Annotated in this window: 26 protein-coding genes; 8 read left to right on the top strand and 18 right to left on the bottom strand. The window is 69.5% G+C overall.

Annotated elements, in window-relative coordinates:
• Positions 1-133 precede the first annotated feature (133 nt).
• The 3 genes from murJ (at position 134) to ubiG (ending at position 3,828) form a co-directional block, all read left to right on the top strand.
• Positions 134-1,711 carry a murein biosynthesis integral membrane protein MurJ gene (murJ, locus tag V5F48_RS04870; RefSeq protein ID WP_394040626.1) on the top strand — a complete coding sequence of 526 codons (1,578 nt, stop codon included), beginning with the start codon at positions 134-136 and terminating at the stop codon, positions 1,709-1,711.
• Positions 1,712-1,953: 242 nt separating this feature from the next.
• Positions 1,954-2,991 carry a tryptophan--tRNA ligase gene (gene trpS, locus V5F48_RS04865; protein ID WP_394040624.1) on the top strand — a complete coding sequence of 346 codons (1,038 nt, stop codon included), beginning with the start codon at positions 1,954-1,956 and terminating at the stop codon, positions 2,989-2,991.
• Positions 2,992-3,084: 93 nt separating this feature from the next.
• On the top strand, positions 3,085-3,828 hold the full coding sequence (gene ubiG, locus V5F48_RS04860; protein ID WP_394040622.1) for a bifunctional 2-polyprenyl-6-hydroxyphenol methylase/3-demethylubiquinol 3-O-methyltransferase UbiG: 744 nt from the start codon (positions 3,085-3,087) through the stop codon (positions 3,826-3,828).
• Positions 3,829-3,858: 30 nt separating this feature from the next.
• On the opposite strand, the gene V5F48_RS04855 is transcribed toward ubiG, so the two are convergent.
• From V5F48_RS04855 to V5F48_RS04835, 5 genes are all read right to left on the bottom strand, one after another.
• Positions 3,859-4,356 (bottom strand): DUF1178 family protein, encoded by a 498-nt coding sequence (locus V5F48_RS04855; RefSeq protein ID WP_394040620.1) that lies wholly within the window; start codon positions 4,354-4,356, stop codon positions 3,859-3,861.
• Positions 4,353-5,240, bottom strand: coding sequence for a carbon-nitrogen hydrolase family protein (locus V5F48_RS04850; protein ID WP_394040618.1), 888 nt, complete (start codon positions 5,238-5,240; stop codon positions 4,353-4,355). Before V5F48_RS04850 ends, V5F48_RS04855 begins: the two co-directional genes overlap by 4 nt.
• 138 nt (positions 5,241-5,378) lie before the next feature.
• Positions 5,379-5,633 carry a glutaredoxin 3 gene (grxC, locus tag V5F48_RS04845; protein ID WP_394040616.1) on the bottom strand — a complete coding sequence of 85 codons (255 nt, stop codon included), beginning with the start codon at positions 5,631-5,633 and terminating at the stop codon, positions 5,379-5,381.
• Positions 5,634-5,700: 67 nt separating this feature from the next.
• Positions 5,701-6,468 carry a ComF family protein gene (locus V5F48_RS04840; protein WP_394040614.1) on the bottom strand — a complete coding sequence of 256 codons (768 nt, stop codon included), beginning with the start codon at positions 6,466-6,468 and terminating at the stop codon, positions 5,701-5,703.
• Between the two features lie 115 nt (positions 6,469-6,583).
• A complete protein-coding gene (locus V5F48_RS04835; protein ID WP_394040612.1) occupies positions 6,584-9,169 on the bottom strand; it encodes a heavy metal translocating P-type ATPase in 2,586 nt (861 codons plus the stop codon).
• 146 nt (positions 9,170-9,315) lie between these two features.
• Between V5F48_RS04835 and V5F48_RS04830 the strand changes: the two genes are divergently transcribed.
• Positions 9,316-9,591 carry a metal-sensitive transcriptional regulator gene (locus V5F48_RS04830; RefSeq protein ID WP_394040610.1) on the top strand — a complete coding sequence of 92 codons (276 nt, stop codon included), beginning with the start codon at positions 9,316-9,318 and terminating at the stop codon, positions 9,589-9,591.
• A 90-nt stretch (positions 9,592-9,681) separates the two neighbouring features.
• On the opposite strand, the gene rsmD is transcribed toward V5F48_RS04830, so the two are convergent.
• Positions 9,682-10,233 (bottom strand): 16S rRNA (guanine(966)-N(2))-methyltransferase RsmD, encoded by a 552-nt coding sequence (gene rsmD, locus V5F48_RS04825; RefSeq protein ID WP_394040608.1) that lies wholly within the window; start codon positions 10,231-10,233, stop codon positions 9,682-9,684.
• A gap of 18 nt (positions 10,234-10,251) precedes the next feature.
• Positions 10,252-12,546, bottom strand: a complete 2,295-nt coding sequence (locus V5F48_RS04820; protein ID WP_394040606.1) for a pseudouridine synthase — start codon at positions 12,544-12,546, stop codon at positions 10,252-10,254.
• Between the two features lie 158 nt (positions 12,547-12,704).
• Here V5F48_RS04820 and V5F48_RS04815 point away from each other — a divergent pair, with 158 nt between their 5' ends.
• Positions 12,705-13,148, top strand: coding sequence for a nucleoside deaminase (locus tag V5F48_RS04815; protein ID WP_282642625.1), 444 nt, complete (start codon positions 12,705-12,707; stop codon positions 13,146-13,148).
• Between the two features lie 25 nt (positions 13,149-13,173).
• On the opposite strand, the gene V5F48_RS04810 is transcribed toward V5F48_RS04815, so the two are convergent.
• The 7 genes from V5F48_RS04810 to V5F48_RS04780 form a co-directional block, all read right to left on the bottom strand.
• The gene (locus V5F48_RS04810) at positions 13,174-13,590 is read right to left on the bottom strand and encodes a hypothetical protein (RefSeq protein WP_394040604.1); all 417 of its coding nucleotides are present in this window, start codon (positions 13,588-13,590) and stop codon (positions 13,174-13,176) included.
• A gap of 289 nt (positions 13,591-13,879) precedes the next feature.
• Complete coding sequence (locus V5F48_RS04805) at positions 13,880-14,785, bottom strand: alpha/beta fold hydrolase (RefSeq protein ID WP_394040602.1); 906 nt, start codon at positions 14,783-14,785, stop codon at positions 13,880-13,882.
• A gap of 142 nt (positions 14,786-14,927) precedes the next feature.
• Positions 14,928-15,212 (bottom strand): HdeA/HdeB family chaperone, encoded by a 285-nt coding sequence (locus V5F48_RS04800; RefSeq protein ID WP_394040600.1) that lies wholly within the window; start codon positions 15,210-15,212, stop codon positions 14,928-14,930.
• A 130-nt stretch (positions 15,213-15,342) separates the two neighbouring features.
• Positions 15,343-16,272 carry a penicillin-insensitive murein endopeptidase gene (mepA, locus tag V5F48_RS04795; protein ID WP_394040598.1) on the bottom strand — a complete coding sequence of 310 codons (930 nt, stop codon included), beginning with the start codon at positions 16,270-16,272 and terminating at the stop codon, positions 15,343-15,345.
• Positions 16,272-17,321: a L,D-transpeptidase gene (locus V5F48_RS04790; protein WP_394040596.1), complete on the bottom strand. Its 1,050-nt coding sequence runs from the start codon at positions 17,319-17,321 to the stop codon at positions 16,272-16,274. Before V5F48_RS04790 ends, mepA begins: the two co-directional genes overlap by 1 nt.
• 101 nt (positions 17,322-17,422) lie before the next feature.
• Positions 17,423-18,136, bottom strand: a complete 714-nt coding sequence (gene sfsA, locus V5F48_RS04785) for a DNA/RNA nuclease SfsA (RefSeq protein ID WP_394040594.1) — start codon at positions 18,134-18,136, stop codon at positions 17,423-17,425.
• The gene (locus V5F48_RS04780) at positions 18,136-18,609 is read right to left on the bottom strand and encodes a PaaI family thioesterase (RefSeq protein ID WP_394040592.1); all 474 of its coding nucleotides are present in this window, start codon (positions 18,607-18,609) and stop codon (positions 18,136-18,138) included. The genes sfsA and V5F48_RS04780 overlap by 1 nt, the downstream gene beginning before the upstream one ends.
• A 212-nt stretch (positions 18,610-18,821) precedes the next feature.
• On the opposite strand from V5F48_RS04780, the gene V5F48_RS04775 reads away from it, so the two are divergent.
• Positions 18,822-19,151: a DMT family transporter gene (locus V5F48_RS04775; protein WP_394040590.1), complete on the top strand. Its 330-nt coding sequence runs from the start codon at positions 18,822-18,824 to the stop codon at positions 19,149-19,151.
• 60 nt (positions 19,152-19,211) lie between these two features.
• Here the strand turns inward: V5F48_RS04775 and V5F48_RS04770 are convergent, their stop codons facing one another.
• Both V5F48_RS04770 and V5F48_RS04765 read right to left on the bottom strand, forming a co-directional pair.
• Positions 19,212-19,838 carry a GNAT family N-acetyltransferase gene (locus V5F48_RS04770; protein ID WP_394040588.1) on the bottom strand — a complete coding sequence of 209 codons (627 nt, stop codon included), beginning with the start codon at positions 19,836-19,838 and terminating at the stop codon, positions 19,212-19,214.
• 247 nt (positions 19,839-20,085) lie between these two features.
• Positions 20,086-21,342 carry a glycerate kinase type-2 family protein gene (locus V5F48_RS04765; RefSeq protein WP_394040586.1) on the bottom strand — a complete coding sequence of 419 codons (1,257 nt, stop codon included), beginning with the start codon at positions 21,340-21,342 and terminating at the stop codon, positions 20,086-20,088.
• Positions 21,343-21,546: 204 nt separating this feature from the next.
• Here V5F48_RS04765 and V5F48_RS04760 point away from each other — a divergent pair, with 204 nt between their 5' ends.
• Together V5F48_RS04760 and V5F48_RS04755 are read left to right on the top strand one after the other, a co-directional pair.
• A complete protein-coding gene (locus V5F48_RS04760; protein WP_394040584.1) occupies positions 21,547-22,461 on the top strand; it encodes a methyltransferase domain-containing protein in 915 nt (304 codons plus the stop codon).
• 84 nt (positions 22,462-22,545) lie between these two features.
• Positions 22,546-23,004 carry an acyl-CoA thioesterase gene (locus tag V5F48_RS04755; protein WP_394040582.1) on the top strand — a complete coding sequence of 153 codons (459 nt, stop codon included), beginning with the start codon at positions 22,546-22,548 and terminating at the stop codon, positions 23,002-23,004.
• An 86-nt stretch (positions 23,005-23,090) separates the two neighbouring features.
• On the opposite strand, the gene phbB is transcribed toward V5F48_RS04755, so the two are convergent.
• Both phbB and V5F48_RS04745 read right to left on the bottom strand, forming a co-directional pair.
• Positions 23,091-23,813, bottom strand: a complete 723-nt coding sequence (gene phbB, locus V5F48_RS04750) for an acetoacetyl-CoA reductase (protein WP_394040580.1) — start codon at positions 23,811-23,813, stop codon at positions 23,091-23,093.
• A gap of 219 nt (positions 23,814-24,032) precedes the next feature.
• On the bottom strand, positions 24,033-25,211 hold the full coding sequence (locus V5F48_RS04745) for an acetyl-CoA C-acetyltransferase (RefSeq protein WP_394040578.1): 1,179 nt from the start codon (positions 25,209-25,211) through the stop codon (positions 24,033-24,035).
• Between the last annotated feature and the right edge of the window lie 148 nt (positions 25,212-25,359).

The following is a 25,359-nucleotide window of genomic DNA, read 5'->3' as shown; positions in this document are numbered from 1 at the left end:
GGATGCGCCATCGGCCGTGGTGGTCGATGGCGCCGGTGCTCCCTCTCCCCCCGCGGGAGAGGGTCGGGGTGCGGGAGCATCAGGACAACGAGGCGACCTCCGCCCTTCAACCCAGCATTCCCCGCGACACCGGATGGCCATCGACAGCACAAGCGGGGCGGGGCAGAACCGCGCCATGTCCCTCCTCGCCCGCACCTCCATCGTCTCGGCGGCGACGCTCTCCTCCCGCGTCCTCGGCTTCGTGCGGGATGCGGCCACCGCCGCGGTGCTCGGCGCCGGGCCCGCCGCCGATGGGCTGGTGGCGGCGCTCGCCGTGCCGCTGCTGGCGCGGCGGCTGCTCTCGGAAGGCGCCTTCAACCTCGCCTTCATTCCGGCCCTCGCCCATGCTGAGGGCGAGGGGGAGGGCGCCCCCCGCCGGCTCGCAGGGGCGACGCTGGCGCTGCTGTTCGGCGGGCTCCTCGCGTTTGCGCTTCTCGCCGCCCTGTTCATGCCGCAGGTCATCCGCCTTTTGGCGCCGGGTTTCGAGCCGGGCGGCGCGCGGGCCGACGTGGCAGTGCTGTGCGGGCGGGTGGCGGTGCTCTACCTGCCGTTCGCCGGGCTCGCCGCCATTTATGGGGGCGTCGCCAACGGCGCCTATCGGGTGCTGCTGCCGGCCCTGGCACCGGTTGTGGCGAACCTCACCGTGCTCGCCGTCATCGCGGTCCTGCTCCTGCGCGGGCTGATGGAGAGCGACACCGCCGCCGTGGCCATCGCTGCCGCCACCGTGGTCGCGGGCATCGCCCAGCTTTGCCTCATGATGGTTGCCGCGCGGGGCTGCCCGGCGGCGCCCGGGCGCGCGACGGGCGGCTGGCCGTGGCGCAGGGCGCTGGGCGTCATCCGCGCCGCCGCGCCGGCGCTCCTGTTCGCGGGGCTGAGCCAGTTCCGCCTCATCATCATCGCCGCCGCCGTCTCGGCGAGCCCCGGCGCGGTGGCGGCGCTGAACTATGCTCAGCGGCTCATGGACCTGCCCCTCGGCCTCGTGGGCGCGAGCGCGGGTGCCGTGCTGGTGCCGGCCCTGCTGCGCAAGAGCGCGCTCTCGGGCCAGGCCGGCGACGCCCCGGAGGCTTCGGGCCGCGCCATGCTGGCCGCCCTCGCCTTCGCCTTGCCGGCGGCCACGGGGCTGGCCGTCCTGGCCGACCCCATCGTCGTCACCCTGTTCCAGCGCGGCAGCTTCGATGCCGAGGATGCTCGCCTTACAGCCGCGCTTCTGACCGTGCTCGCCTTGTCGCTGCCGGCGCAGGGGCTGGAGCGCATCCTGTCCGCCACCGCCTCCACCTGCGGCCAGGTGAAGATGGCCGAGCGCGTCGCCCTCGGCTCCCTCGCCGTCTGCCTGCTTTCGGCCTTCGCCCTGGGGCTGGTCGCTGGCCCGCAGGCCGCGGCGGCCGCGGCGGCACTATCGGCTTTTGCCTCCATCCTGGTCCTGGGCGGGCTGCTGTTGCGCGCGGGGGCGCTCGCCTTCTCCCGTGCGGTCCTGCTCTGGGGCCTGGGGCTTGTGGCAGCGAGCCTGCTCATGGGCGGATGCGTCGCCGTACTCGCGGCGCTGTGGCCGGCACCGGAGGGCCAGAGCGCGGCCGCCGTGCGGCTCGGCGGGCTGGTGGGCAGCGGCGGCGTGGTCTATGGCGGCGCGGCATGGCTGCTCAAGGCATTGCTGCCGAAGTTGGCGCGGGTCTGAGGCACCCCCGCTCCCGCGCCCCTTGCGCGGCGCGGCACCAGATGGCATGACGCGGCCCATCGTCTCCCCGCACATGGTCGCGTTGCCGGCCCGCCGGGGTTCATCCATGCGGGTTGGGAAGGCCAAAGCTGCGCCGGGAAAATGCCGCGGCCGCGCCGAGGTTCCCGCCGTCCCAAGGTCCCCGCCGTGCCTTGCCGCCGCAAGGCTTTTACGAGCGGTGCGCCGCTCTTTTGGAGGTCGCCATGGCGGCGGTCGCGGATCGCGTGTTTTCCGGCGTGCAGCCCACGGGCAATCTGCACCTCGGCAATTATCTCGGCGCCATCAAGCGCTTCGTGGCGCTGCAGGAGAGCCACGAGTGCATCTATTGCGTGGTGGATCTCCACGCCATCACCGTCTGGCAGGACCCGGTGGAGCTGAAGCGCCACATCCGCGAGGTCACCGCCGCCTTCATCGCCTGCGGCATCGACCCCAAGGCGCACATCGTGTTCAACCAGAGCCAGGTGTCGGGCCACGCGGAACTCGCCTGGATCTTCAACTGCGTCGCCCGCATGGGCTGGCTCAACCGCATGACCCAGTTCAAGGAGAAGGCGGGCAAGGATCGCGAGAACGTCTCGGTGGGCCTGTTCGCCTATCCGGACTTGATGGCGGCCGACATCCTGCTCTATCGCGCCACCCATGTGCCGGTGGGCGAGGACCAGAAGCAGCATCTGGAGCTCACGCGCGACATCGCGCAGAAATTCAACACGGATTTCGCCCCCTCCATCGCCGCGCACGGCCACGCGGATGGCTATTTCCCGCTCACCGAGCCGCTCATCGCCGGACCTGCCACGCGGGTGATGAGCCTGCGGGACGGGGCCAAGAAGATGTCCAAGTCGGACCCCTCCGATTTCTCCCGCATCAATCTGACCGACGACCGCGACACCATCGCCGGCAAGGTGCGCAAGGCGAAGACCGATCCCGAGCCCCTGCCCACCGAGGAAGAGGGGCTCAAGACCCGCCCCGAGGCGGACAATCTCGTGGGTATCTTCGCCGCGCTCTCCGACCGCACCAAGGCCGAGGTGCTGGCCGATTACGGCGCCGCCCAGTTCTCCGCCTTCAAGGCGGCGCTGGTGGATCTGGCGGTGGAGAAGCTCGGTCCCATCGGTGCCGAGATGCAGCGGCTGATGGCGGAGCCCGCCGCCATCGACGCCATCCTCATCGACGGCGCCGACCGTGCCCGCGTCATCGCCGACCAGACCATGGCCGAGGTGAAGGACATCGTCGGCCTGGTGCGGGGCTGAGCCGGGTCGGCGCTGCTGCCTTCGCCGCCTTGCTCCCTCCACGCCTCCGGCCTAATGCTGGGGGCGAAACGGCGTTAGCCGAGGAGCCCCCCCATGTCGCAGATGAACGCCACCGTCGATCCGGCCGAGGTCGCCCGCTTCGATGCGCTGGGCGCGCAATGGTGGGACGAGAAAGGCAAGATGGCGCCCCTCCACGCCATGAACCCGGCGCGGCTCGGCTTCCTGCGCGATGTGCTGGTGCGCCATTTCGGCCGCGATACCCGCGCGCTGCGCCCGCTGAAGGGCCTGACCATCCTCGACATCGGCTGCGGCGGCGGCCTGCTCAGCGAGCCGCTGGCGCGCATGGGCGGGCAGGTGCGCGGCATCGATCCTGCCCCCGGCAATGTGGCGATCGCCCGCGCCCATGCGGCCGCCTCCGGCCTCGCCATCGACTATGAGGCAGTCACGGCCGAGGAACTGGCATCCCGCGGCGCCCGCTTCGACGTGGTGGTGGCGCTGGAGGTGGTGGAGCATGTGGCGGACGTGAGCCTGTTCGTGCGCACCGCCGCCAGCCTGGTGGCGGACGGCGGCGTGCTGGTGCTCTCCACCCTCAACCGCACCGCCAAGAGTTTTGCCCTCGCCATCGTGGGGGCCGAATATGTGCTGCGCTGGCTGCCCCCCGGCACCCATCGCTGGGAGAAGTTCATCACCCCCGAAGAGCTGGAGGCGACCCTTGCCGCCGCCGGCTTCGTCGCGCGGGAAAAGGCGGGTCTTGCCTACGAGCCGCTCTCCGGCGACTTCCGGCTGACCGGGGATTTGTCGGTGAATTATTTCATGGTGGCGGAGCGGGAAGGATAAAGACCCACGCGCGCTGGACGAGGACGCGCCTTAGTTGCGGTCTTCCGGCAGCACGGGCAGGGGCAGCACCTCCACGTCGTCCTCGCGCAGGGCCTTGACCTCCTCCACCGTCGCTTCGCCATAGATGGAGCGGTGCTCGATCTCGCCCTCGTGCATCTTGCGGGCGAGATCGGCGAAGTCGTCGCCCACATAGTCGGACGTCTTGACGATCTGCTCCCGCAACTCGCGCAGCAGGGCGCGCAGTTCGCTGTCGGGGCGGCTCATCACCGGCACCGGAGCTTCTGCAGGTGCAGGCGCGGGCGTGGCGGCCGGGGCGCCGACCGCCGGTGCGGCGTCCTCCACCGCCGGAGCGGGCGCGCGGTCGGTGCGCGCGACGGAGGGGGCCATCACTGCCTTCTCGACCTGCGCCGAGCCGCAGGCGGGGCAGGTGACAAGCCCGCGCGACTGCTGGGCGTCAAAGCTCGCGGAGGAGGGAAACCAGCTCTCGAACTGGTGGCCTACGGCGCAATTGAGGGTGTAGCGGATCATGACGAGGCCCGCACCACGCTGAGGTGCCCGATGGTCTGGCCGGGCTCGGAGATTTCAAACCGGCGGCCGTTGGAGAGGGAGGGGATGCGCGCGCGGGCGGCGGCGACTTCCTTCAGGTCGATCTCGGCGAAGATCACGCCGGGGTCGGTGCCACCTTCGGCGATGACCCGGCCCCAGGGGTCCACCACCAGGGAATGGCCGAAGGTCTCCCGCCCGTTCTCGTGCTTGCCGCCCTGTGCGGCGGCGAGCACATAGGCGCCGTTCTCGATGGCCCGGGCCCGCAGCAGCACGTGCCAGTGGGCCTCGCCGGTGGGGCGGGTGAAGGCGGAAGGCACGGTCAGCACCTTAGCGCCCCCCTCGGCCAGGGCCCGGTAGAGGGAGGGGAAGCGCAGGTCGTAACAGATGGTGAGGCCGAAGCGGAACGCGCCCACATTGGCCAGGATCGCCCGCTCGCCGGGGCGATAGGCGGAGGATTCGCGGTAGCTCTCGCCATTGCCCAGATCCACGTCGAACATGTGGATCTTATCGTAGCGGGCGATGATCTCGCCGTCCGGCCCGATCATGAAGGCGCGGTTGACTGCCTTCTTCTCGGACACCTTGAGGGCCAGCGAGCCGATGTGGAGGAAGATGCCCAACTCCTGCGCCAGCTGGCGCAGGGCGCCGAGGGTTGCGTCGGCCGCCTCCTCCCGGAGCTTTTCGAACAGGACCTCGCGGTCCAGCTCCATGATGTTGGTGATCTCGGGCGTCTGCACGTAGCGCGCCCCGTCCCGTGCGGCCTCGCGCACCAAGGCGGAGACGGCGTCGAGATTGGCTGCCGGATCCCGGCCGCTGCGCAGCTGCACCAGCGCGATGCGGAGGGTGTCGGATGTGTCGGCCGAGGTCATGAGGCCCGCTCTTTCCTGGATGCTGAACCCGCCCTGATCCGTCATACGCACGTCGCGTGCGCCTGATGCCGGCGTATCCCCAGACAGATGGGGCATCCCTCTAGTCTTGCACGGGTCCGCGTACCACGGAAGAAAAGCTCAGACGGCCAGCTGGTCCAGCCGACCGGCGTCCTCAAGGGCATAGAGGTCGTCGCAGCCGCCCACATGGGTCTCGCCGATGAAGATCTGCGGCACGCTGGTGCGGCCGCCGGCGCGGCGGGTCATCTCGTCCTGGCCGTCCCTGTCGGTGGTCACGTCGATCTCGGTGAAGGTCAAGCCTTTGCGGCGCAGCAATTCCTTGGCGGAATGGCAATAGGGGCACCAGCTCTTGGTGTAGATTTCGATCGGTTTCATGCTGTCACAAATCGGTTGAGCGACGGCGGGGCACCGTCACGAAAGCGTCGTAGCATAGTTAAGGTTTTCAGGTGAAATCGACAACCCGCGCAAATGTCAGGGCATCCACGCCTGAGGCGCCGGCGCGGCGCAGGACGCGCGCGCAGGCGTCCAGTGTGGCGCCGGTGGTGAAGACGTCGTCCACCAGCAACACGCGCCGGCCGTCGAGATGCGATGCTGCAATGCCGCATGCGACGAAGGCGCCCGCCACATTGGCGCGGCGTTCGGCCCGGCCCAGCGCGGTCTGGGAGGGCGTGGAGCGGCGGCGGGCGAGGACGTCGGTGCGCTGGGGAATGGAGGTGGTCGCCGCCAGATGCCGGCCGAGGAGCGCCGCCTGGTTGAAGCGGCGGCGCCACAGGCGGAACGGATGCAGCGGCACCGGCACGATGAGGTCGGCGGAAGCGATCACATCTGCGCCAGCCTGGGCCATCAGCCGGGCGAGGGGGGCGGCGACGTCCAGCCGGTCGGCGTATTTCAGCTTGTGGACGAGGTCGCGGGCGACGTCGTTGAAGGTCACGGCGGCGCGGGCGCGGTCGAAGGCGGGGGGATCGTCCAGCGCCTGCGCCGAGATGCGCGCCCCGCCGGGATCATGGGCGAACGGCGCGCCGGTGCGCTCGCAGAACGGCCGGCTGATGAAGGCGAGCCTGCCCCAGCAGGGGCCGCACAGGCCGCCGGCCATGCCGGTGATGCCGCCGCAGGCAATGCAGGTGGGTGGCAGGGCAAGGCCCAGCAACCCCGAGCCGAAGGCCCGGAGTGCGCCACGCGCCTGTGCAATCTGGACGGACATGCCAGCCATGTGTGATCCCGCGCCATGATCGGCGGGCGGGGCGCGGGTGTAAAGGGAAGGCCCACTTGCCGCCCGGGATCGCTCAAGCCGTTCGGGCCCGGAGCGCCGGGCCCGCTCGTTGCCTTCAGCGTGGGCGCCAGCCGCGCAGCAGCAAAGCGTTGGTGATGACGCTCACCGAGGAGAGCGCCATGGCCGCCGCCGCCACCATGGGCGAAAGCAGGAGGCCGATCGAGGGATAGAGCACGCCCGCGGCGATGGGCACGCCGGCCGCATTGTAGAGGAAGGCGAACAGCAGGTTGCGGCGGATATTGGCCATGGTCGCCCGCGACAGGCCGCGCGCATGGGCGATGCCGGAGAGATCGCCCTTCAACAGGGTGATGCCGGCGCTTTCCATGGCGATGTCCGTGCCCGTGCCCATGGCGATGCCCACGTCCGCCACCGCAAGGGCTGGGGCGTCGTTCACGCCGTCGCCGGCCATGGCCACCACATGGCCCTCGGCGCGCAGGCGCTGGACCACGTCGGCCTTGTGGTCGGGCAGCACTTCCGCCTCCACCTCGGTGATGCCGAGGCGCTTGGCCACGGCGAGCGCGGTGGTGCGATTGTCGCCGGTGAGCATGACCACGCGCACGCCGTCGCGGGTGAGCGCCTTCAGGGCCGCCTCGGTGGTGTCCTTCACCGGATCGGCGATGGCGATGAGGCCGGCCGCCTTGCCGTCCACGGCCACGAACACGGCGGTGGCGCCCTCGCGGCGATAGGCCTCGGCGGCGGCGGTGTGGTGGTCGGTGGCGACGCCGGTCTCGTTCATGAAGGCGGCATGGCCCACCGCCACGAGGCGGCCGTCCACGGTGCCGGTGATGCCCTTGCCGGCGGGACTCTCCACGCCGGAAGGCTCGGACAGCTTGAGTGCGCGCGCCTTCGCCTCCTGCACCATGGCGGCGGCGAGGGGATGCTCGCTCGCGCGCTCAAGGCTGGCGGCGAGGCGCAGCAGTTCCACCTCATCGATGTCGCGCAGGGAGACGACCGCCACCACCTTGGGCTTGCCGAGGGTGAGGGTGCCGGTCTTGTCCACCACCACCACGTCCACCTTCTCCATGCGCTCCAGCGCCTCGGCATTCTTCACCAGCACGCCGAGCTGGGCGCCGCGGCCGACCCCCACCATCACCGACATGGGTGTGGCAAGGCCCAGGGCGCACGGGCAGGCGATGATGAGCACGGAGACCGCCGCCATCAGCGCGAAGGTCAGGCGCGGCTCGGGTCCCACCATCATCCACACCGCGAAGGCCACCAGCGCCGCCGCAAGGACGAGGGGGACGAACCAGCCGGACACCTGGTCCGCCAGCCGCTGGATGGGCGCGCGGGAGCGCTGGGCCTGCGCCACCATCTGCACGATCTGGGCGAGCAGCGTGTCGCGGCCCACCTTTTCGGCGCGCAGGGTGAAGGCGCCTGAGGAATTGAGCGTGCCGCCGATGACCTTCTCGCCGGCTTCCTTGCTCACGGGCAGGCTCTCGCCGGTGACGAGGCTTTCGTCGAGCACGGCGCGGCCTTCGGCGACGACGCCGTCCACCGGCACTTTCTCGCCGGGGCGCACCCGCAGCACGTCGCCCGGGGCGACGAGGCCGAGGTCGATCTCTTCGTCGGTGCCGTCGGTTTTCACGCGCAGGGCGGTCTTGGGCGCCAGCGACAGCAGCGCCTTGATGGCACCGGAGGTGCGCTCGCGGGCGCGCAACTCCAGCACCTGGCCCAGCGCCACCAGCACGGTGATGACGGCGGCGGCCTCGAAATAGACCGGCACGCCGCCTTCATGGGCGTGGAAATCGTGCGGGAACAGGCCGGGGGCGAAGGTGCCCACCAGCGAATAGAGATAGGCCACCCCGGTGCCCAGCGCGATGAGGGTGAACATGTTGAAATGGCGCGACTTGAGCGAGAGCCAGCCGCGCTCGAAGAAGGGCTTGCCCACCCACAGCACCACCGGCGTCGCCAGAGCGAACTGCACGTAATTAGAGGTCTGCTGCGGCAAAAGGTGCAGGCCGAGCAGGTGCTGGCCCATCTCCAGCACGAAGACGGGAAGGGTCAGCGCAAGGCCGACCCAGAACCGCCGCGTCATGTCGGCAAGCTCTGCGTTCGGCCCCTCGTCGAGGGTCACGATCTCCGGCTCCAGCGCCATGCCGCAGATGGGGCAGATGCCGGGGCCGATCTGGCGGATCTCCGGATCCATGGGGCAGGTGTAGATGGTGCCTTCCGGCACCTTCTCCGGCGGCGGAGCGGAGGACAATCCCTTGGCCCCCCCTTCCACATAGCGGCCGGGATCGGCCTTGAACTTGGTCTCGCAGGACGAGGAGCAGAAGAAATAGGGCTTCTTGTCGTGGCGCGCCGAATATTTGGCGCGGCCGGGCTCCACGCTCATGCCGCAGACCGGGTCCTTCACCGGGGCGAGGTACTTCTCCGGCTCGGCCTCGAACTTGGTCCTGCAGCCGTTGCAGCAGAAGAAAAAGGTCTGGTCCTTGTAGACCGAGGTGGGCTTTGCGGCCTCCGGGTCCGTCTTCACGTCCATGCCGCAGACCGGGTCCTTCACCGTCTCCGGCAGCGCGGCGGCCTTCGGGGCGGAGTTGGGCGGGGCATTGAGATCCAGGGGCGGAGGGGCCTTGCCGCCGCAGCAGTCGGGACCGCCGTCGTGGGCGCCGTCCGCGTGGTGGGAATCATGATCTGCCATGGGCGGCGGCTCCGGAAGTGTCGGGGCCAGATGAAGGCCATTTTCCGCGAGGGGGCCTTGCTCTGGCGCATGTTCAGGGTGCTGTCATAACCCCCTGGGGGTATCTTGCCTTGTTAAATATACCCTGAGGGGGTATATGACAAGCCATGCGCAGCCCGACGAAAGAACAAGTCCTGAAGCGCCTGAGCCGCATCGAGGGCCAGGTGCGCGGCCTCTCCCGCATGGTGGAGGAGGACCGCTACTGCATCGACCTGATCACCCAGGTGTCCGCCGTTCGCGCCGCCCTGAAGCGGGTGGAGGAGGAGGTGTTGCGCGATCATGTGGCCCATTGCGTGGAACATGCCATCCGCTCCGGCGATGCGGAGGACCAGCGGCAGAAGGTCAAGGAACTGATGGATGTGATCGTCCGCGCCGAGCGGTGATTTCGCGCGGCAATCGGCTCGATTGACCGCCCTTCGGTCAATCCAGCGCGGCACCGGTCGAAGACCCGAGCTTCGGCCACGAGGTGGGCTTCAGGCCCGTTCCAGGAAGATCAGCTCGCTCTCGTCATAGGCGCGGCGCTCGATCTCGCGGAAGCCCTCGGGCAGGGTGAAGAGGCTGGTGCGCTCCTCCACCACCACCAGTGCGTCGGGCGCGAGCCATCCGCCTGCAATCGCGCTCGCCAGCGCCTGCTCGGCCAAGCCCTTGCCATAGGGCGGATCGCAGAAGACGAGGCCGTGGGCCTCGCCCGGCCCCATGTCGCCGAGGCGGGTGGCGTCCCGGCGGAACACCTTGGTGACGCCGGTGAGGCCCAGCGCCTCCACATTGTCGCGGATGAGGCCGCGCGCCTCCGTCGCATCCTCGACGAACAAGGCAAAGCGTGCGCCGCGCGAGAGCGCCTCGATGCCGAGCGCCCCCGTGCCGGCGAACAGGTCCAGCACCCGCGCGCCGTCGCACGGATTGCCATAGGCGTGGGCGAGCACATTGAAGAGGCTCTCGCGCAGCCGGTCCGAGGTGGGCCGGGTGGCGCCGGAGGAGGGCCCCTTCAGCGCCCGCCCCTTCAGTCTGCCGCCGACGATACGCATGGCTGTTTGGCTCGCCGATCAGCGCTTGCCGCGCGGACCTGAAGGCTTGCTGCCGCCAGCCTTGCTGCCACCACTCGGTCGGCCGCCCGGCTTCCCGCCCGGCTTGGCACCGAAGCCGCCACGACCGGCGCCTGGCTTGCCCCCCGGCTTGCCGCCGAACCCGCCGCTGCGTGCGCCGGCCGGCTTGTCGCCATAAGCACGGCCCGCGCCCTCGGAGGAGCGCTCGCCATAGGAGCGCCCAGCACCGCCGGTCGGCCTGTCACCGGAGGGACGGGCACGCCCCGCCGGCTTGTCGCCATAGGTACGGCCGGCGCCTTCGGACGAGCGTTCGCCGTAGGAGCGGCCAGCACCGCCGGTCGGCCTGTCACCGGAGGGACGGGTGCGCCCCGCCGGCTTGTCGCCATAGGAACGGCCTGTACCCTCGGACGAGCGTTCGCCGTAGGAGCGACCCGCACCGCCGGTTGGCCGGTCACCGGAGGGACGGGCGCGCCCCGCCGGCTTGTCGCCATAGGCACGGCCGGCGCCCTCGGACGAGCGTTCGCCGTAGGAGCGTCCAGCACCGCCGGTCGGCCTGTCACCGGAGGGACGGGCGCGGCCCGCCGGCTTGTCGCCATAGGCACGGCCAGTGCCCTCGGATGAGCGCTCGCCGTAGGAGCGTCCAGCACCGCCGGTCGGCCTGTCACCGGAGGGACGGGCGCGGCCCGCCGGCTTGTCGCCATAAGCACGGCCCGCGCCCTCGGATGACCGATCACCGTAAGCGCGGCCAGCGCCTCCGGCTGGCTTGTCACCATAAGGACGGGGCCGCCCCGCCGGCTTGTCGCCATAGGGGCGGCTGCCGCTGCGGGCGGGCCGGCCGTCCTGCTCGCCGGTGCGGCCTTCCGGCCGTTCGCTGCGGGCGCGGAACGGCCGCTCGCCCTGCTGCGGGCGCTCGTCGCGGCTGCGCCGGGGCGGGCCATCCGCGCTCTCCGGCCGCGGGCGGCGGGGACGATCCTCTCCCTCCCGGGTGGGACGGCGGCGGAAATCCTCGCGCTCGTCGCGCTCGCGGCGGGGGCCGCGGGCATCGTCGCGGAAACCGGGGCGGGCCGGGCCGCGCTCGGAAAAGCGCTCCTTGCCCTCGGCGGGGCCACGGCGGAACGGGCGGGCGCCGGCTGCGTCCCTGTCGCCGCTGCGGGCGCCGGTCCGGGCGCCGCGCGCCGGGGCGTCCGATTTCGGCGCCACCACACGCTCCACCTTCACCGTGCGGCCCTTGCGGTCGGCCACCGAGCCACGGCTCTCCACGGCATTTTCATCGCTCATGCGCCGGCGCGTGCGGGGACCGGTGGGGCGAATGACATCCTCCACCGGTGCGTCGAAATCCTCGTCCTGGCGCGAAGAACGGCGCGCCGGACCCTTCAGGGTACCGCCGGTTTCCGCCGCCGCCTGGCGCTTGCCGGCGGGGCGCAGCGCCACGCGGGGCGGGACCTCTTCCACCTCGCGCTCCACCAGCAGGCCGGTGAAATCCGCCCCTGCGGCGGCGGCGAGGTCGGCGCCGATCTGGTCGCGGAGCACGCGGGTGCGCACCTCCTCGATGCCGCCTTCCGGGACATCGCCCAGCTGGAACGGGCCGTAGGAGACGCGGATCAGGCGGTTCACCTGCAAGCCCAGGGCGCCGAAGACGTTGCGGATTTCACGGTTCTTGCCCTCGCGCAGGGACACGGTGATCCAGGCATTGGCGCCCTGCACCCGGTCAAGCTCCGCCTCGATGGGGCCATACTCCACCCCGTCCACGGTGATGCCCTTGAGCAGGCTGTCGAGCTGGGCCTGGTTGACCTCGCCATTGGCGCGCACCCGGTAGCGGCGCAGCCAGCCGGTCTCCGGCAGCTCCAGCACGCGGGCAAGGCCGCCGTCGTTGGTGAGCAGCAGCAGGCCTTCGGAATTCAGGTCGAGCCGGCCCACGCTCACGAGGCGCGGCAGGCCCTGGGGGAGAATTTCGAACAGGGTGGTGCGGCCCTCGGGGTCGCGATTGGTGGTCACCACGCCCTTGGGCTTGTGGTAAATGAAGAGGCGGGTGCGTTCGCGCTCGGGCAGGGGGGCGCCATCGACGGTGATGGCGTCCTCGGCGGTGACGGTGACGGCGGGGGTGGTCAGCACCGTGCCGTTGACCGCCACGCGGCCGGCCTCGATCCATTCCTCGATCTCGCGGCGCGAGCCGAGGCCGGCGCGGGCGACGACCTTGGCGATCCGCTCGGCCTCCTTGGGCGCGGCGGGGGCGAGTTCGCGCTTGACGCGCGGAACGCGGTTCTTGTCCTTGCGGGGCGGTGATGTGCGGGGCATGAGGGGCATCTAAAGCGTTTTCGAGCGAAGTGGATGCCGGTTCGCGTGAAGAAAACGCGTCAACTCATCGATCCGGAGCGTTTTCCCGTTTCAGCGAAACGGAAAAACGCTCTAGCACAGGCGAGGCGGCGCGGCGAGCGCGGCGATGGCAGGGGCACATGTCCGGAACCTATATGCAAATGGCGCTGAACGAGGCGCGGGCCGCGGCAGAGCGCGGCGAGGTGCCGGTGGGGGCCGTGCTGGTGCGCGGCGCCGAGGTGATCGCCCGCGACGGCAACCGCACGCGGGAACTCAATGATCCCACCGCCCACGCCGAGGTTCTGGTGCTGCGCACCGCCGGCGCCCGGCTGAAATCCGAGCGGCTTTTGAACTGCGATCTCTATGTGACGCTGGAGCCCTGCGCCATGTGCGCGGCAGCCCTGTCCTTTGCGCGCATCCGCCGACTTTATTACGGCGCGTCCGATCCCAAGGGCGGCGGCGTGGAGCACGGGCCGCGCTTTTTCTCCCAGCCCACCTGCCACCACACGCCGGAAGTCTACGGCGGCATCGCCGAGCGGCAGGCCGCCGAGGTGCTCAAGGCGTTCTTCCAGGATCGGCGGTAGCCGTTGCTCCGGAGCGGCCGGGCGTTCAGCTGGACGCCTTCAGGTCGATGAAGTTCTGATTGTCCCGCTCATATCTGAAGTTGTAGGGCTTGCCTTCCCCGCATGTTTCGCCGGACGCCGCCCGACGCTCCAGCTTGTATTCGGTCCAGAAGGTCTTGCCGCGCAGATCGGAATCGAACCGGATGTAGATCGGGGGAGACTGGTTTTCATTCTGCTTGTCGTATTGATGCGAGAAGCTGCGGTTCCAGCCGGGCTGGAGGCGGTAGCTTCTCCAGCTTCCGTCTTTTCCGAGCCTGATGTCGAAGTTGATCGTGTGCTGCGTCTTGTTGTGGATGCAGGCGACGCCGTAGCGCGTGGCCGCCTCGGCTTCGGTGGTCGTAAAGGTGGCGAGGGTGGCGAGGGCCGCGGCGCACGTCGCCAGCGGCAGGAAAGACGGTATCATCGGCTCTCTCCATGCTGTTGTGCATTCAGGGCGTGTCCTGACGCATGCGATGACGTGTTGTCATGGCGTTAAGCATAGAAAGCCGGCTGTCCGGCACATCCACTGTTTGAGGGATGGAAGAATTCGCGACCCCATCGGAGGAGGAAATCCTGTTCCCGCGGCCGGAGTCTCAGAGCCCGTTTGAAAACTCGCTCAGATGGGCGCCTGTAGCCCCCGCAGGGGGCTTTCCCACCGTCATGCCCTTTTGAGTTTTCAAACGGGGTCTCAAGTGCCGCGTGGGCCGATGGTATCAATCTCCCGTCAGGAACGGCAGCACCGCGGCCAGCACCGCGCCAGGCGCCTCCTCGGCGACGAAGTGGCCGGCCTCTACAGCGGTGCCCTCCAGCTTGGGCGCGAAGACCTTCCAGGCTTCCAGCGGGCTGGCGCCCCGGCTGGGGATGCCCGCCGCGCCCCACAGGGCGAAGGTGGGGCAGGAGAGGGTGCGCCCCGCGGCAAGGTCGGCCTCGTCATGGGCGAGGTCGATGGTGGCGCCGGCCCGGTAGTCCTCGCACATGGCGTGGAGGCGGTCGGGGGAGGAGATGGCGGCGCGGTACTGGGCCATGGCGCGGGGATCGAAGGGGGAAAGGTCCTTGGACGCGGTCCAACTCGCCATGGTCCAGTCGAGGAACCAGGAGGGATGCGAGCCGATGAGCTTCTCGGGCAGGGGCTTGGGCTGGGCCAGCATGGACCAGTGATAGACCTGCAGCGCCCGCGCCCGGTCCATCTTGTGCCACATGACGTAGGTGGGGACGATGTCGAGCACCACCAGGCGGTCCAGCCGGCCGGGATGGTCGAGGCCGAGCCGGTAGCCCGCCCGCGCGCCGCGATCGTGGCCCATGAGGGAGAAATGGGCGAAGCCCAGATGCTCCATCACCTCCACCATGGCGGCGGCCATGGCGCGCTTGGAATAAGGCGCGTGGTCGGTGCCCCCTTCCGGCGCCGCGCTCCAGCCGTAGCCGGGCAAATCGGGGATGATGAGGGTGTGCTGCTCGGCGAGCTTCGGCGCCACCTTGTGCCACATGACATGGCTCTGCGGAAAACCGTGGAGCAGCAGCAACGGTGATCCGGTGCCGCCCTGCCGCAGGAAGATGCGGCCGGCCCTGGTGTCCACATAGTGGGAGGCGAAGCCGGGGAAGAGGTCGGTGAGATCGGTCATGATCTGCTCCTTCGTTGCCGCCGTCCGGCGCGGGTCATCGCGGTGTCCGGCGGGCGTGCCGCGCCGGACACCGCGTAAGCCCGCGTGGCGCCCGGCTCCGGTGGGTGCCGGAACCGCGATGAATGGTCCGTCCGCCTTGCGTTCAGTCGTCGAACAGGTGGTCCGCCGCGGTGATCAGGCCGATCTGCGGGTTCACAGCGCAATAGGCGCCAAGCCTTTCAGCATTCTGCGTGAACTTGTCGGTATCGATGACCGGCGGTGCATCATCATCCTTGTAGTAGGCATCAAGCCAGGTCAGGATGATCGAGATCGTCGCCTTGTCACTGTTGAGGAATTGCTGGCAAGTCATGGTCGACAAGTCCCATTTCTGGGCCACCGCCGGGCTGATGCCGGCGAAAAGTGCCGCCAGGATGAGCATATGCTTCATGGGCGCCTCCCTTTTTCATTATATATCCACCCGAAGTGGGGCGGTCCGAGCATCATGCGCCCTGGGAACTTGGATCGACAAGCCTTCGAGGGTCCTCATCCGCCGCGCTCGGACCCGCAGGAACGGCGGCCTATCGCGCGCCCAGCACCGCCGCGCAGGCCTCGGGCAGGTCGGCAAGGGTCAAGGGCGGCCTGGGCTTCGCCGGTTCCTTTTCGGGCTTGGGGCGCAGCACCTCGTCGGTGAACCACCAGTCCAGCTCCGATCCGCAGCCCTCGCCGGTGGGCGGGGCTTCCTGCGGCCGGCATTCGGGGTTGCCCGCAGGACAGGTCAGGCGGACGTGCATGTGATAGTCGTGGCCCCAATAGGGGCGCACCTTGGCGAGGAAGGAGCGGTCGCCGCTCGCCTCGCGGCACAGGGCCTTCTTGATGGCCGCATTCACGAAAATGCGCTCCACGCGCGGGTCCAGCGCCGCGGCGCGGACGATTTTCCAGTGGTCGGGCCGCCAGTTGGCGGGGTCGATATCGCGGCGGTCGGCACGCACCATCATGGTGGCGGAGAGCTGCTCGCGCTCCTCGCGGCTGAGTTCGCGGCCGGGGCTGGGCGTCAGCCAGATGTCGGCGTCGAGGCCGATCTGGTGGGAGGCGTGGCCGGTGAGCATGGGGCCGCCGCGCGGCTGGGACATGTCGCCCACCAGGATGCCCTGCCAGGACGACACCTTCGGCACCTGCGCCGAGAAGCGCTCCAGGAAGTCGACGAGATCGGGATGGCCGAAATTGCGGTTGCGCGACAGGCGCATCACTTGCCAGCTCGGTCCGTTCACCGGCAGCGCCTGCGCGCCCGCGAGGCAGCCCTTGGAATAGAAACCGATGGAGCGGGCGGCGAGGGGGGCCGGGCTGCCGACCCGTCCGAACAGCTCCTTGGCGGGGACCGGGCCTGCTGCTGCGGGCCGCGCCGCCGGTTTGCCGGGAACCGAAGCCGGAGGCGCCACCTGTTGCGCGAGCGCCAGTGCCGGCGCGCCCGCGACCAGCAGGCCGAGCAGGGCGACGACGGCGCGGCGCATCAGCTTTCCGCCTTGTGGGTCATCACCACGAAGCCGCCGTCGTTGCGGGTGCCCGGATGGGCCGGAAGATCGGTGACGAACAGGGTCGCGCCCGGCGTCACCAGCGCTGCCACCTGCTTGTTGATGGCGGGGTCCACCGTGATGCGCGCCAGAGCCTGCTGCGCCGCGCCCGGCGGCTGGTTGCCGCCCTCGTAGGAAATGGCGCTCCAGCGCGGCGTGCCCCCGTCCGGGCGCTGGAGCACATAGACCACATTGCCCAGCGGCGTTGCCGGATCGCGGATGGTAACGGCACCGCTCACGGTGGTCTGGGCGCCGCGCAGCACGGTAATGGTCTTGTCCGCCCCGCTGACCACCATGGAGACGGGCTCCGGTGGGGCCGGAGCGATGGGGACCGCGGCTCCTGCAGCCGCCGCCACCTGCGCCGTATCCTCCGGCGGCGCGCCCTGACCGGTGGCCGAGACGGCGAGCTGTTGTTCCAGCCCTTCGCCCATGAGCAGGCCGGGATGGAGCACGTCCTGCGGCGCCGAATGGGCATCGGCGATGATCACCGGCGTGCCCACGTGGGTCACGCCGAACACCAGCTTGGAGAAGGCCAGCGGCAGGTGCACGCAGCCGTGGGAGGAGGGATAGCCCGGCAGCCCGCCCGCGTGCAGCGCCACCCCGGACCATGTGAGGCGCTCGGTGTAGGGCATGGAGGCGTTGTTGTAGATGGACGAATGGTGGTCCACGTCCTTGCCGAGGATGGTGAAGACGCCGGCGGGCGTCTCATGCCCGTCCTTGCCGGTGGAGACGGTGGCCACGCCGATGCGCAGGCCGTTGCGGTAGACGAAGCACAGCTGGTCCGTGAGGTTCACCACGATGGCGACGAAGCCCTCCGGCGCGCGTTCGGGATACCACACCCATTGGCCGGGCTTCAGTCCCTTGATGGCGATGACGTCCGGGTCATCCTCGGCCCGGACCGGCATCAGCGCATCGGCGGCGAGCGCGGTGGCGAGGGTTGCGCCCAGCCGGAGCGCGCCGCGCCGGGACAGGTGAAGGGTGAACGGCATCTCAAGGCCCCCCAAGGTGCGAATCGCCTTTCCTCTATGTGTGGCGCGCCGCGCCGGGCCTGTCCATGCGCGGTGCGTCATGACGAGGGGGGAGGGGGCCTTCACCCCGTCATGGGGATGATGTCGGCCACTTCGATACCCTCGGCATCGATGCGGCAGACGAGGCCGATGGCCTCCACGCCGCGGTCCCGCGCCTTATCGAAGGCGCGACCATAGGCGGGGTCGAGGTCACGGGCGAGGCCGATGGAGCGGGCCGAGCCGATCTGGCTCAGATAGACCATGACGGCGCGGTTGCCCTTGTCCGCCTCCGCGCCCAGCTCTTCGAGATGCTTGGCGCCGCGGGCCGTCACGCAATCGGGGAATTCGGCATAGCCCGGCGCCCGCATGAGGTGCACGTTCTTCACCTCCACCAGGCAGAGCGGCCGCGCCTCGTCCTCCAGCTGGATGTCGATGCGGCTGGACAGCCCATATTTCACCTCGCGCCGCAGACGGCCGTAGCCGGCCAGCGCCGGCACCGCCCCGGCGGCGATGGCCTCGGCCACCAGCAGGTTGGGATGCATGGTGTTGACGCCCACCAGCTCGGGACCCGCGCCGAAATCGGCTTCCACCAGCTCCCAGCTCAGCGGCAGCTTGCGGGCGAGATTACTGGCGCGCGACAGCCACACCCGGCTACCGGGCGCGCCGAGCCCCAGCATGGCGCCGGAATTGGCCACATGGACTGTGGTCTCGGTGCCGTCGGCAAGCACCACGTCGGCGAGGAAGCGCTTGTAGCGCCGGATCAGGCGGCCCGGCATGAGCGGCGTGGCGAAGCGCATCAGCCTGCGCGCGCATCGCTTTTGCCATGAAGGCAGATGAGGGTCTGGGTGGCGGTGGCGCAATGGGTGCGCGCCTCCCCCGCCTGCGCATAGACATCCACCCGCACGATGGTGAGGGTGCGGCCGGAACGGGTCACCTCGCCCACCGCGATCAGCCGCTCGCCCCGGCCCGGGGCCATGATGTTGATCTTGTATTCCACCGTGAGCACGGTGGAGTCGGGCGGAAACAGGGTGAAGGCGGCATATCCCCCCGCCGTATCGGCAATGGCGCCGATGGCGCCGCCGTGGAAGAAGCCGTGCTGCTGGGTCACGCCCTCCCCATAGGGCAACACCACCTCGACCCGCCCCGGCATCACCGCGCCGAGCCCGGCGCCGAGGGTGGCCATGAAGGGCTGGCGCGCGAAGCTCTCGCGCACCTTGGTCTCGAACGCGGGATCCGGCGGGGTGAAGGCGGGCGTGGGATGATTTGGCATGAAGGCAGTGATCTTGGCGGGGCGATGTAGCGGGGGCGGTTGGCGGCGCAAGGATCAGAAGCGGCGCAAGGGCCTGACCATAGCCTATCGCCCGTGCCCCGCATCGCCCTTTTCCAGCCTGGCGGCGAGCGTCAGCGCCGCATTGACAGGGTGGCCTGCCACCGCCTCTTCTTCCGCAAGCGGCGCACCGGCCGTGCCGGAACCCTGCGCCCATGAGCTATCTTTACCTGATCATCGCCATCGTCGCCGAGGTCATTGCCACCTCTGCCCTCAAGGCCACGGAGAGCTTCACCCGGCCCGGCCCGTCGGTGCTGGTGATCGTGGGCTACGCGACCGCCTTTTTCTGCCTGTCGCTGACGCTGAAGACCATGCCGGTGGGTATCGCCTACGCCATCTGGTCCGGGGTGGGCATCGTGCTGGTCACCGCCATCGCCTGGCTCTGGTATGGCCAGAAGCTCGATCTGCCGGCCTTGATCGGCCTTGGCCTGATCGTCGCCGGGGTGATGGTGATCAACCTCCTGTCCAAGAGCGTCGCCCATTGAAAAAGGCGGCACCCTGTGGGGCGCCGCCTTTTTCGTCCTGTCGGGGCAGACGGGTCCTCGTCAGTTCGGCTCCAGCTCCGGTTCAACCGAGGCGGGTTCCGGCATCAGCCAGTCGAACAAGCGACCGGTGGCCATGCGCTGGGCCTGCAGCACGGCGCCGGCCATGCCCTGGGCATCCGCCGCCGCTTCCTGCGCCAGAGACAGCGCGGTGGGGAAGGGGGCGGTGAGCTCGGCGACCACTTCGTCGGTGTCGAAGCTCAGTTCGGCGTCGAACTTGCGCGCGATCTGCTGCATCCGCCGATTGTGGGCGAGGCAGTTCATGCACAAGGTCCGGATCCCGCGGTTGCGGGCGCTGAGAATCACGCGCTCCAGCAGCAAGCTGCCGAGGCCGTGGTTCTGAAATTCCTGCTCCACGCTGAAGGCGGCTTCCGCCTCTCCAGGCAGAACGTCGCCCATGGGATAAAGCTCGGCTGCTGCGCGCAGTTCGCCGTCCACAAAGCAGCCATGCACGATCGCACCCGTGCGGAATACCCGCGACGCGTGGCGCTCGACGAATTCGGCAGACACCGCAGAGCCGAACCTGGACCGGCGGCTCTCAGTATCGAGCCGAAGGAGATGGTCGCGGAATGCTCCGGCCTCTCCGGTCCACAGCTTGCGGATGATCCCCGGTGTGACCTCAACGGTCATTGTGGTCTCCAGACTTGGCGTCTCGGAAAGCCCCCCGGTTCCTCCGCAACGGAATTTAGGTGCGCTGCAGCAAAGGTCAATAGGATTGACATTACCAATAGGTTAATGTCTTCCCGGAATTGGCGAGTTTATCAAATAACATATTGATTTTAAATACAAATACACCGCCATGCGTGCGGCGCAGCGCGGCTGCGCCGCAGGGGCGGGCCTCGGCCACAGCCCTGCCGCAATGGAACCGGGGCAGCGTCTATCGCACCAGGATCGCCCTGAAATCGTTCACGTTCGTCAAGGTCGGGCCGGTGATGACCAGCCGATCGAGGGCGGAGAAGAAGCTGTAGCCGTCATTGTTGGCGAGGAAGTCCGCCGGCTTCAGCCCGCGCGCCGCCGCCTCCTCCAGGATGCTCGAATCGAACCAGGCGCCCGCATTGTCCTCGGTGCCGTCCACCCCGTCGGTGTCGCAGGAGACGGCGGAGATGCCGGGCCGGCCCTTCAGCGCAAGGGCGAGGGCGAGCAGGAATTCCACGCTGCGTCCGCCCCGGCCCTTGCCGCGCACGGTCACGGTGGTCTCGCCGCCGGACAGCAGCACGCAGGGGGCCGTTGCCGGCAGCCCGTGCGAGGCCGTGCAATTGGCGATGCCGGCGAAGACGATGGCGGCTTCCCGCGCCTCGCCCTCGATGGCGTCGCCGAGGATGAGGGGGGTGATGCCCAGTTCGCGCGCCTTCGCCTCCGCCGCCTTCAGCGCCATGAGCGGGGTCGCGATCATGTGCACCTCCTGCCCGGGGATGGCATCGCCGGGGACGGTGTTGGCGCGGATGACCCGTTCGAGCTTGTCCGTCACCTCGATGCCCCAGGTGCGCATCAGGCCCAGCACCTGCTCGGGGTCGGAGGCCTCGGGAATGGTGGGGCCGGAGCCGATGGCGGCCGGATCATCGCCGGGCACGTCGGAGATGAGGTAGGTCACCGCCCGCGCCGGCGCGATGGCCGCCGCAAGGCGCCCGCCCTTGATGGCGGAGACCGACTTGCGGACCAGGTTCATGATGCCGATGGGGGCGCCGGATTTCAGCAGCGCGCTGTTCAGCGCCTGCTTGTCGGCGAGGTCCAGTCCGTCCGCCGGCATGGTGAGGAGCGAGGAGGCGCCCCCCGACATGAGGCAGACCACGAGATCGTCCGGCCCGGCGCTCTTGGCCAGGTCGAGGATGCGGCGGGCGGCGTCGCGCCCGGCCTGGTCCGGCACCGGGTGGGAGGCCTCCACGATCTCGATATGGCGGGTTTCGCAGCCGTGGCCGTAGCGGGTGACGATAAGCCCCTCGCAAGGGCGGCCCCACTCGTCCTCGAAGGCACGGGCCATGCGGGCCGAGGCCTTGCCGGCGCCGATGACGATGGTGCGTCCTTTGGGTGGCTCGGGCAGGCGGTCCTTGAACTTGCCTTCCGGCAGCGCCGCCGCGAGCCCCGCATCGAACAAGGCGAGGAGGATGTCCCGGTCGGACAGGGTCGCAGTGGTCATGGCGTTCTCCCGCGGCCCGCCTTGCAAGGGGGCGGACCCTTCATTCGTTTCAGGCTCGGCTTTAGCGGCGCCACCACGGGCGATCAATGGCGGGAAAGCGAAAGGCAGCTTTAATCCGGAATGCAAGGCTGGTCGCGGACAACGCGCCGCGCGCGCGGCGGCGCCCCGCTCGCATCGCACCGCCCGAGGCCCTATATGGCGCCCATGAGCGATGTCATGCGCGATGCGCCCCATCTCGTCTTCGACCGGCCCCTGCTGCGCCGCCGCCTGGAGCGGGCGGCCCGCCTCGGTCCCGAGCCCTTCCTGCTGGAGCGGGCGGCGGAGGACATGGCCGACCGGCTGGCGGCGGTGAAGCGGCAGTTCGAGACGGCGGTGGATCTCGGTACGCCCACCGATGCGCTGGCCCGCGCGCTCGAAGGCCACGCCGCGATCGGGCACCTGTTCCGCGCCGCGCCGCTGGCGCGGGGGCTGGCCACACCCGGCGTGGTGGCGGACGAAGAGGCCCTGCCGTTCGCCGCCGGATCGCTCGATCTCGTGGTGTCCGCCCTGTCGCTGCAGAGCGTGAACGACCTGCCGGGGGTTCTTGCCCAGGTGCGCCGGGCGCTGAAGCCGGACGGGCTGTTCATGGCCGCGCTGCTCGGCGGCGGCAGCCTTTCCGAGCTGCGGCAGGCCTTCGCCATGGCCGAAAGCGAGACCACCGGCGGGCTGTCCCCCCGCGTTGCGCCGTTTGCGGACGTCCGGGACCTCGGCGCCCTGCTTCAGCGCGCCGGGTTCGCCCTGCCGGTGACCGACGTGGATCGCGTGGTGGTGCGCTACGGCTCGCCCTTTTCCCTGTTTTCGGATTTGCGCCGCATGGGCGGGGCCAATGCACTGCTGGAGCGGCGGCGGGTGCCGCTGCGCCGCGCGACGCTGGTGCGCGCCGCGGAAATCTATGGGGAGCGATTCGCTGATCCGGACGGGCGGGTGCGCGCGACCTTCGAGATTGTCTTCCTGTCGGGCTGGGTGCCCCACGAGAGCCAGCAGAAGCCGCTGCGCCCCGGCTCCGCCAAGATGCGCCTTGCCGATGCCCTGGGTGCGCGCGAAGTGCCGCTGCCGCCTGCGGGTCCTGACGAGGGCTGAGCAAGGCCGTTGGCCGGGTGCATTCCGGTCCGGACGGACGGTAAAAGGCAGGCCGCTGGTGCGGCTTCAGCATGGGGGAAGCGGATGAGCGGACAGGCGGGCCAAAGCGGGGGGCGGGAAGAGCCGGTTCTTCTCGGTGACTTCCATCATGTGCTGCCCATCACCACGCGCTGGGCGGACGTGGACGTCTACGGCCACGTGAACAACGTGGTCTATTATTCCTATTTCGACACGGTGGTGAACGAGCAGTTGGTCTCCGCCGGCCTGCTGGACCCGCAGACCAGCCCCATCATCGGCCTGGTGGTGGAGACGCGCTGCACCTATTTCCGCAGCCTCACCTATCCGGCCCCGGTCAAGGCCGGCATGCGGGTGGCGAAGCTCGGCTCCGCGTCGGTGCGCTACGAGATTGCCCTGTTCCAGGGCGAGGATCCCCGCGCGGCGGCGCAGGGGCATTTCGTCCATGTCTATGTGGACCGCGCCACCCAGAAGCCGGTGCCGATCCCTGATCCGGTCCGGGCGCTGCTCCACACCCTGGTGGTGTGAGAGGGGACGGCGGCACCCCCGCAAACGCACATGCCCCGGACGAGCCGGGGCATGGCGATATTGCTGAGATTGGAACCGGGCCGCGCTCAGGTGATGTACTGGGCGCCGTTCACCGTCATGGTCGAGCCGGTGATGAAGCCGGCGTCGTCGGAGGCGAGGAAGACCACGGCGCGGGCGATATCCTCCGGCTCGCCGAGGCGTCCCACCGGAATGGTCGCCACGATCTTGGCCAGGGCCTCGGCCGGCACGGCTTTCACCATCTCGGTGCCGATATAGCCGGGGGCGATGGCGTTCACCGTGATGCCGGAGCGCGCGCTCTCCTGGGCCAGCGCCTTCACGAAGCCGATCTCGCCGGCCTTGGCGGCGGAATAGTTGGTCTGGCCGAACTGGCCCTTCTGCCCGTTGATGGACGAGATGCAGACGATGCGGCCGAACTTGCGCTCGCGCATGCCCTCGATGACCGGGCGGGTCATGTTGAAGGCGGAGTTGAGGTTGGTGTTGATCACCGCGCTCCACTGCTCCAGCGTCATCTTGTGGAACTGGCCGTCACGGGTGATGCCGGCATTGTTCACCAGCACCTCGACCGGACCGACCTCGGCCTCGACCTTGGCGATGCCTGCCTTGCAGGATTCGAAATCGGACACGTCCCACTTGAAGGCGGCAATGCCGGTCTTCTCGGTGAACGCCTTGGCTGCCTCGTCGTTACCGGCATAGTTCGCAGCGACCTTGTAGCCGGCGGCTTTCAGAGCCACCGAAATCGCTTCGCCGATTCCACGTGTGCCGCCCGTGACCAACGCGACGCGTCCCATGGTTCCCTCCTCACTTCTATTGGCTCGACCTGACGACACTTCACCCGTGCCCCGGAGCGGGTCGAGCCACGCTCCGGCGGTTTAGCAAGTCTGTATTTCCGTAAGGAAACAGCGGGCCGCGATGGAAGGTCGCGGCCCGGTTGCGTACCCGCGCAGGTTGCCGGCCCCATGCCGCCCGGCAAGCCGGACGGCGGGTCCCGATGCGCTGCGCCAGCCAGATCAGTCCCGGGCGAGGCACATGGCGATGCCCATGCCGCCACCGATGCACAGGGTGGCAAGGCCCTTCTTGGCGTCGCGCTTCTGCATTTCGTGCAGCAACGTCACCAGGATGCGGGTGCCCGAGGCGCCGATGGGGTGGCCGATGGCGATGGCGCCGCCGTTCACGTTCACCTTGCTGGTGTCCCAGCCGAGGTCCTTGTTCACGGCGATGGCCTGGGCCGCGAAGGCCTCGTTGGCTTCCACGAGGTCGAGGTCGGAGGCGCTCCAGCCGGCCTTCTCCAGCGCAAGGCGGGAGGCGGGGATGGGACCGGTGCCCATGACCGCCGGATCGACGCCGGCCTGCGCCCAGGACACGATGCGGGCCAGCGGGGTGCGGCCTTCGGCCTTGGCCTTGGCGGCGCTCATGAGCACCACGGCGGCGGCGCCGTCATTGATGCCGGAGGCGTTGCCGGCGGTGACCGTGCCGTCCTTGGCGAAGGCGGGCTTCAGCTTGGTCATGGCTTCGATAGTGGAGCCGTGGCGGATGTACTCGTCCTGGTCCACCACCACGTCGCCCTTGCGGGTGGAGATGGTGACGGGGACGATCTCCTCCTTGAACTTGCCGCCCTTCTGGGCCGCTTCCGCCTTGTTCTGGGAGGCGACGGCGAATTCGTCCTGCTCCTGGCGGGTGATCTGGAACTGGCGCGCCACGTTCTCGGCGGTGTTGCCCATGTGGTAGCCGTTGAAGGCGTCCCACAGGCCGTCCTTGATCATGGTGTCCACGAACTCGAGGCCGCCCATGCGGGTGCCGTTGCGCACGTGGGCGGCGTGGGTGGACTGGCTCATGGATTCCTGGCCGCCGGCCACGACGATCTCGCTATCGCCGTTGACGATGGCCTGGGCGCCCAGCGCCACGGACCGCAGGCCGGAGCCGCACACCATCTGCACTTCCCAGGCCGGGACGGAGATGGGAAGGCCGGCCTTCAGCGAGGCCTGGCGCGCCGGGTTCTGGCCCTGGGCGGCGGTGAGCACCTGGCCGAGAATCACTTCGCTGACGGTGTCGGCGGGAAGTCCGGCGCGCTCCAGCGCCGCCTTGATGACAATCGCGCCGAGCTCATGGGCGGGCAACGGCGCGAGCGCGCCATTGAACGACCCGACCGCGGTGCGCGCTGCGCTGACGATGACGACCTCGTCCTTCATGGGTGTCTCTCCTGGGGGAAGATCGGGCGGGCGGCTTTGCGCCTCGTTGCCAGTGCGGTGCTGCCAGTGCCGTGTGGAATACCGGCCCCTATCGTGGCCGGGGCCGACCATGTGTCAATGACCCACCTCATTGCAAGGGAGCGCCTCG

The sequence above is a fragment of the Xanthobacter autotrophicus ATCC 700552 genome (assembly GCF_043194565.1).
Classification (GTDB): Bacteria; Pseudomonadota; Alphaproteobacteria; order Rhizobiales; family Xanthobacteraceae; genus Xanthobacter; species Xanthobacter autotrophicus_F.
Note: the sequence above shows the minus strand (reverse complement) of the source record. Positions and strands in the feature narration are given on the sequence as shown.

Coding starts and splice junctions, on each gene's coding strand:
- trpS (WP_394040624.1), top strand. CDS start 1,954: ATGGCGGCGGTCGCGGATCGCGTGTTTTCCGGCGTGCAGCCCACGGGC.
- V5F48_RS04830 (WP_394040610.1), top strand. CDS start 9,316: ATGCGCAGCCCGACGAAAGAACAAGTCCTGAAGCGCCTGAGCCGCATC.
- V5F48_RS04745 (WP_394040578.1), bottom strand. CDS start 25,211: ATGAAGGACGAGGTCGTCATCGTCAGCGCAGCGCGCACCGCGGTCGGG.
- sfsA (WP_394040594.1), bottom strand. CDS start 18,136: ATGCGCTTCGCCACGCCGCTCATGCCGGGCCGCCTGATCCGGCGCTAC.
- V5F48_RS04855 (WP_394040620.1), bottom strand. CDS start 4,356: ATGATCCGCTACACCCTCAATTGCGCCGTAGGCCACCAGTTCGAGAGC.
- V5F48_RS04820 (WP_394040606.1), bottom strand. CDS start 12,546: ATGCCCCGCACATCACCGCCCCGCAAGGACAAGAACCGCGTTCCGCGC.
- V5F48_RS04765 (WP_394040586.1), bottom strand. CDS start 21,342: ATGACCACTGCGACCCTGTCCGACCGGGACATCCTCCTCGCCTTGTTC.
- rsmD (WP_394040608.1), bottom strand. CDS start 10,233: ATGCGTATCGTCGGCGGCAGACTGAAGGGGCGGGCGCTGAAGGGGCCC.
- V5F48_RS04760 (WP_394040584.1), top strand. CDS start 21,547: ATGAGCGATGTCATGCGCGATGCGCCCCATCTCGTCTTCGACCGGCCC.
- mepA (WP_394040598.1), bottom strand. CDS start 16,272: ATGCGCCGCGCCGTCGTCGCCCTGCTCGGCCTGCTGGTCGCGGGCGCG.
- V5F48_RS04800 (WP_394040600.1), bottom strand. CDS start 15,212: ATGAAGCATATGCTCATCCTGGCGGCACTTTTCGCCGGCATCAGCCCG.
- V5F48_RS04755 (WP_394040582.1), top strand. CDS start 22,546: ATGAGCGGACAGGCGGGCCAAAGCGGGGGGCGGGAAGAGCCGGTTCTT.
- phbB (WP_394040580.1), bottom strand. CDS start 23,813: ATGGGACGCGTCGCGTTGGTCACGGGCGGCACACGTGGAATCGGCGAA.
- V5F48_RS04810 (WP_394040604.1), bottom strand. CDS start 13,590: ATGATACCGTCTTTCCTGCCGCTGGCGACGTGCGCCGCGGCCCTCGCC.
- V5F48_RS04835 (WP_394040612.1), bottom strand. CDS start 9,169: ATGGCAGATCATGATTCCCACCACGCGGACGGCGCCCACGACGGCGGT.
- V5F48_RS04780 (WP_394040592.1), bottom strand. CDS start 18,609: ATGCCAAATCATCCCACGCCCGCCTTCACCCCGCCGGATCCCGCGTTC.
- V5F48_RS04850 (WP_394040618.1), bottom strand. CDS start 5,240: ATGACCTCGGCCGACACATCCGACACCCTCCGCATCGCGCTGGTGCAG.
- murJ (WP_394040626.1), top strand. CDS start 134: ATGGCCATCGACAGCACAAGCGGGGCGGGGCAGAACCGCGCCATGTCC.
- V5F48_RS04775 (WP_394040590.1), top strand. CDS start 18,822: ATGAGCTATCTTTACCTGATCATCGCCATCGTCGCCGAGGTCATTGCC.
- V5F48_RS04770 (WP_394040588.1), bottom strand. CDS start 19,838: ATGACCGTTGAGGTCACACCGGGGATCATCCGCAAGCTGTGGACCGGA.
- V5F48_RS04790 (WP_394040596.1), bottom strand. CDS start 17,321: ATGCCGTTCACCCTTCACCTGTCCCGGCGCGGCGCGCTCCGGCTGGGC.
- V5F48_RS04815 (WP_282642625.1), top strand. CDS start 12,705: ATGTCCGGAACCTATATGCAAATGGCGCTGAACGAGGCGCGGGCCGCG.
- V5F48_RS04840 (WP_394040614.1), bottom strand. CDS start 6,468: ATGGCTGGCATGTCCGTCCAGATTGCACAGGCGCGTGGCGCACTCCGG.
- V5F48_RS04805 (WP_394040602.1), bottom strand. CDS start 14,785: ATGACCGATCTCACCGACCTCTTCCCCGGCTTCGCCTCCCACTATGTG.
- grxC (WP_394040616.1), bottom strand. CDS start 5,633: ATGAAACCGATCGAAATCTACACCAAGAGCTGGTGCCCCTATTGCCAT.
- ubiG (WP_394040622.1), top strand. CDS start 3,085: ATGTCGCAGATGAACGCCACCGTCGATCCGGCCGAGGTCGCCCGCTTC.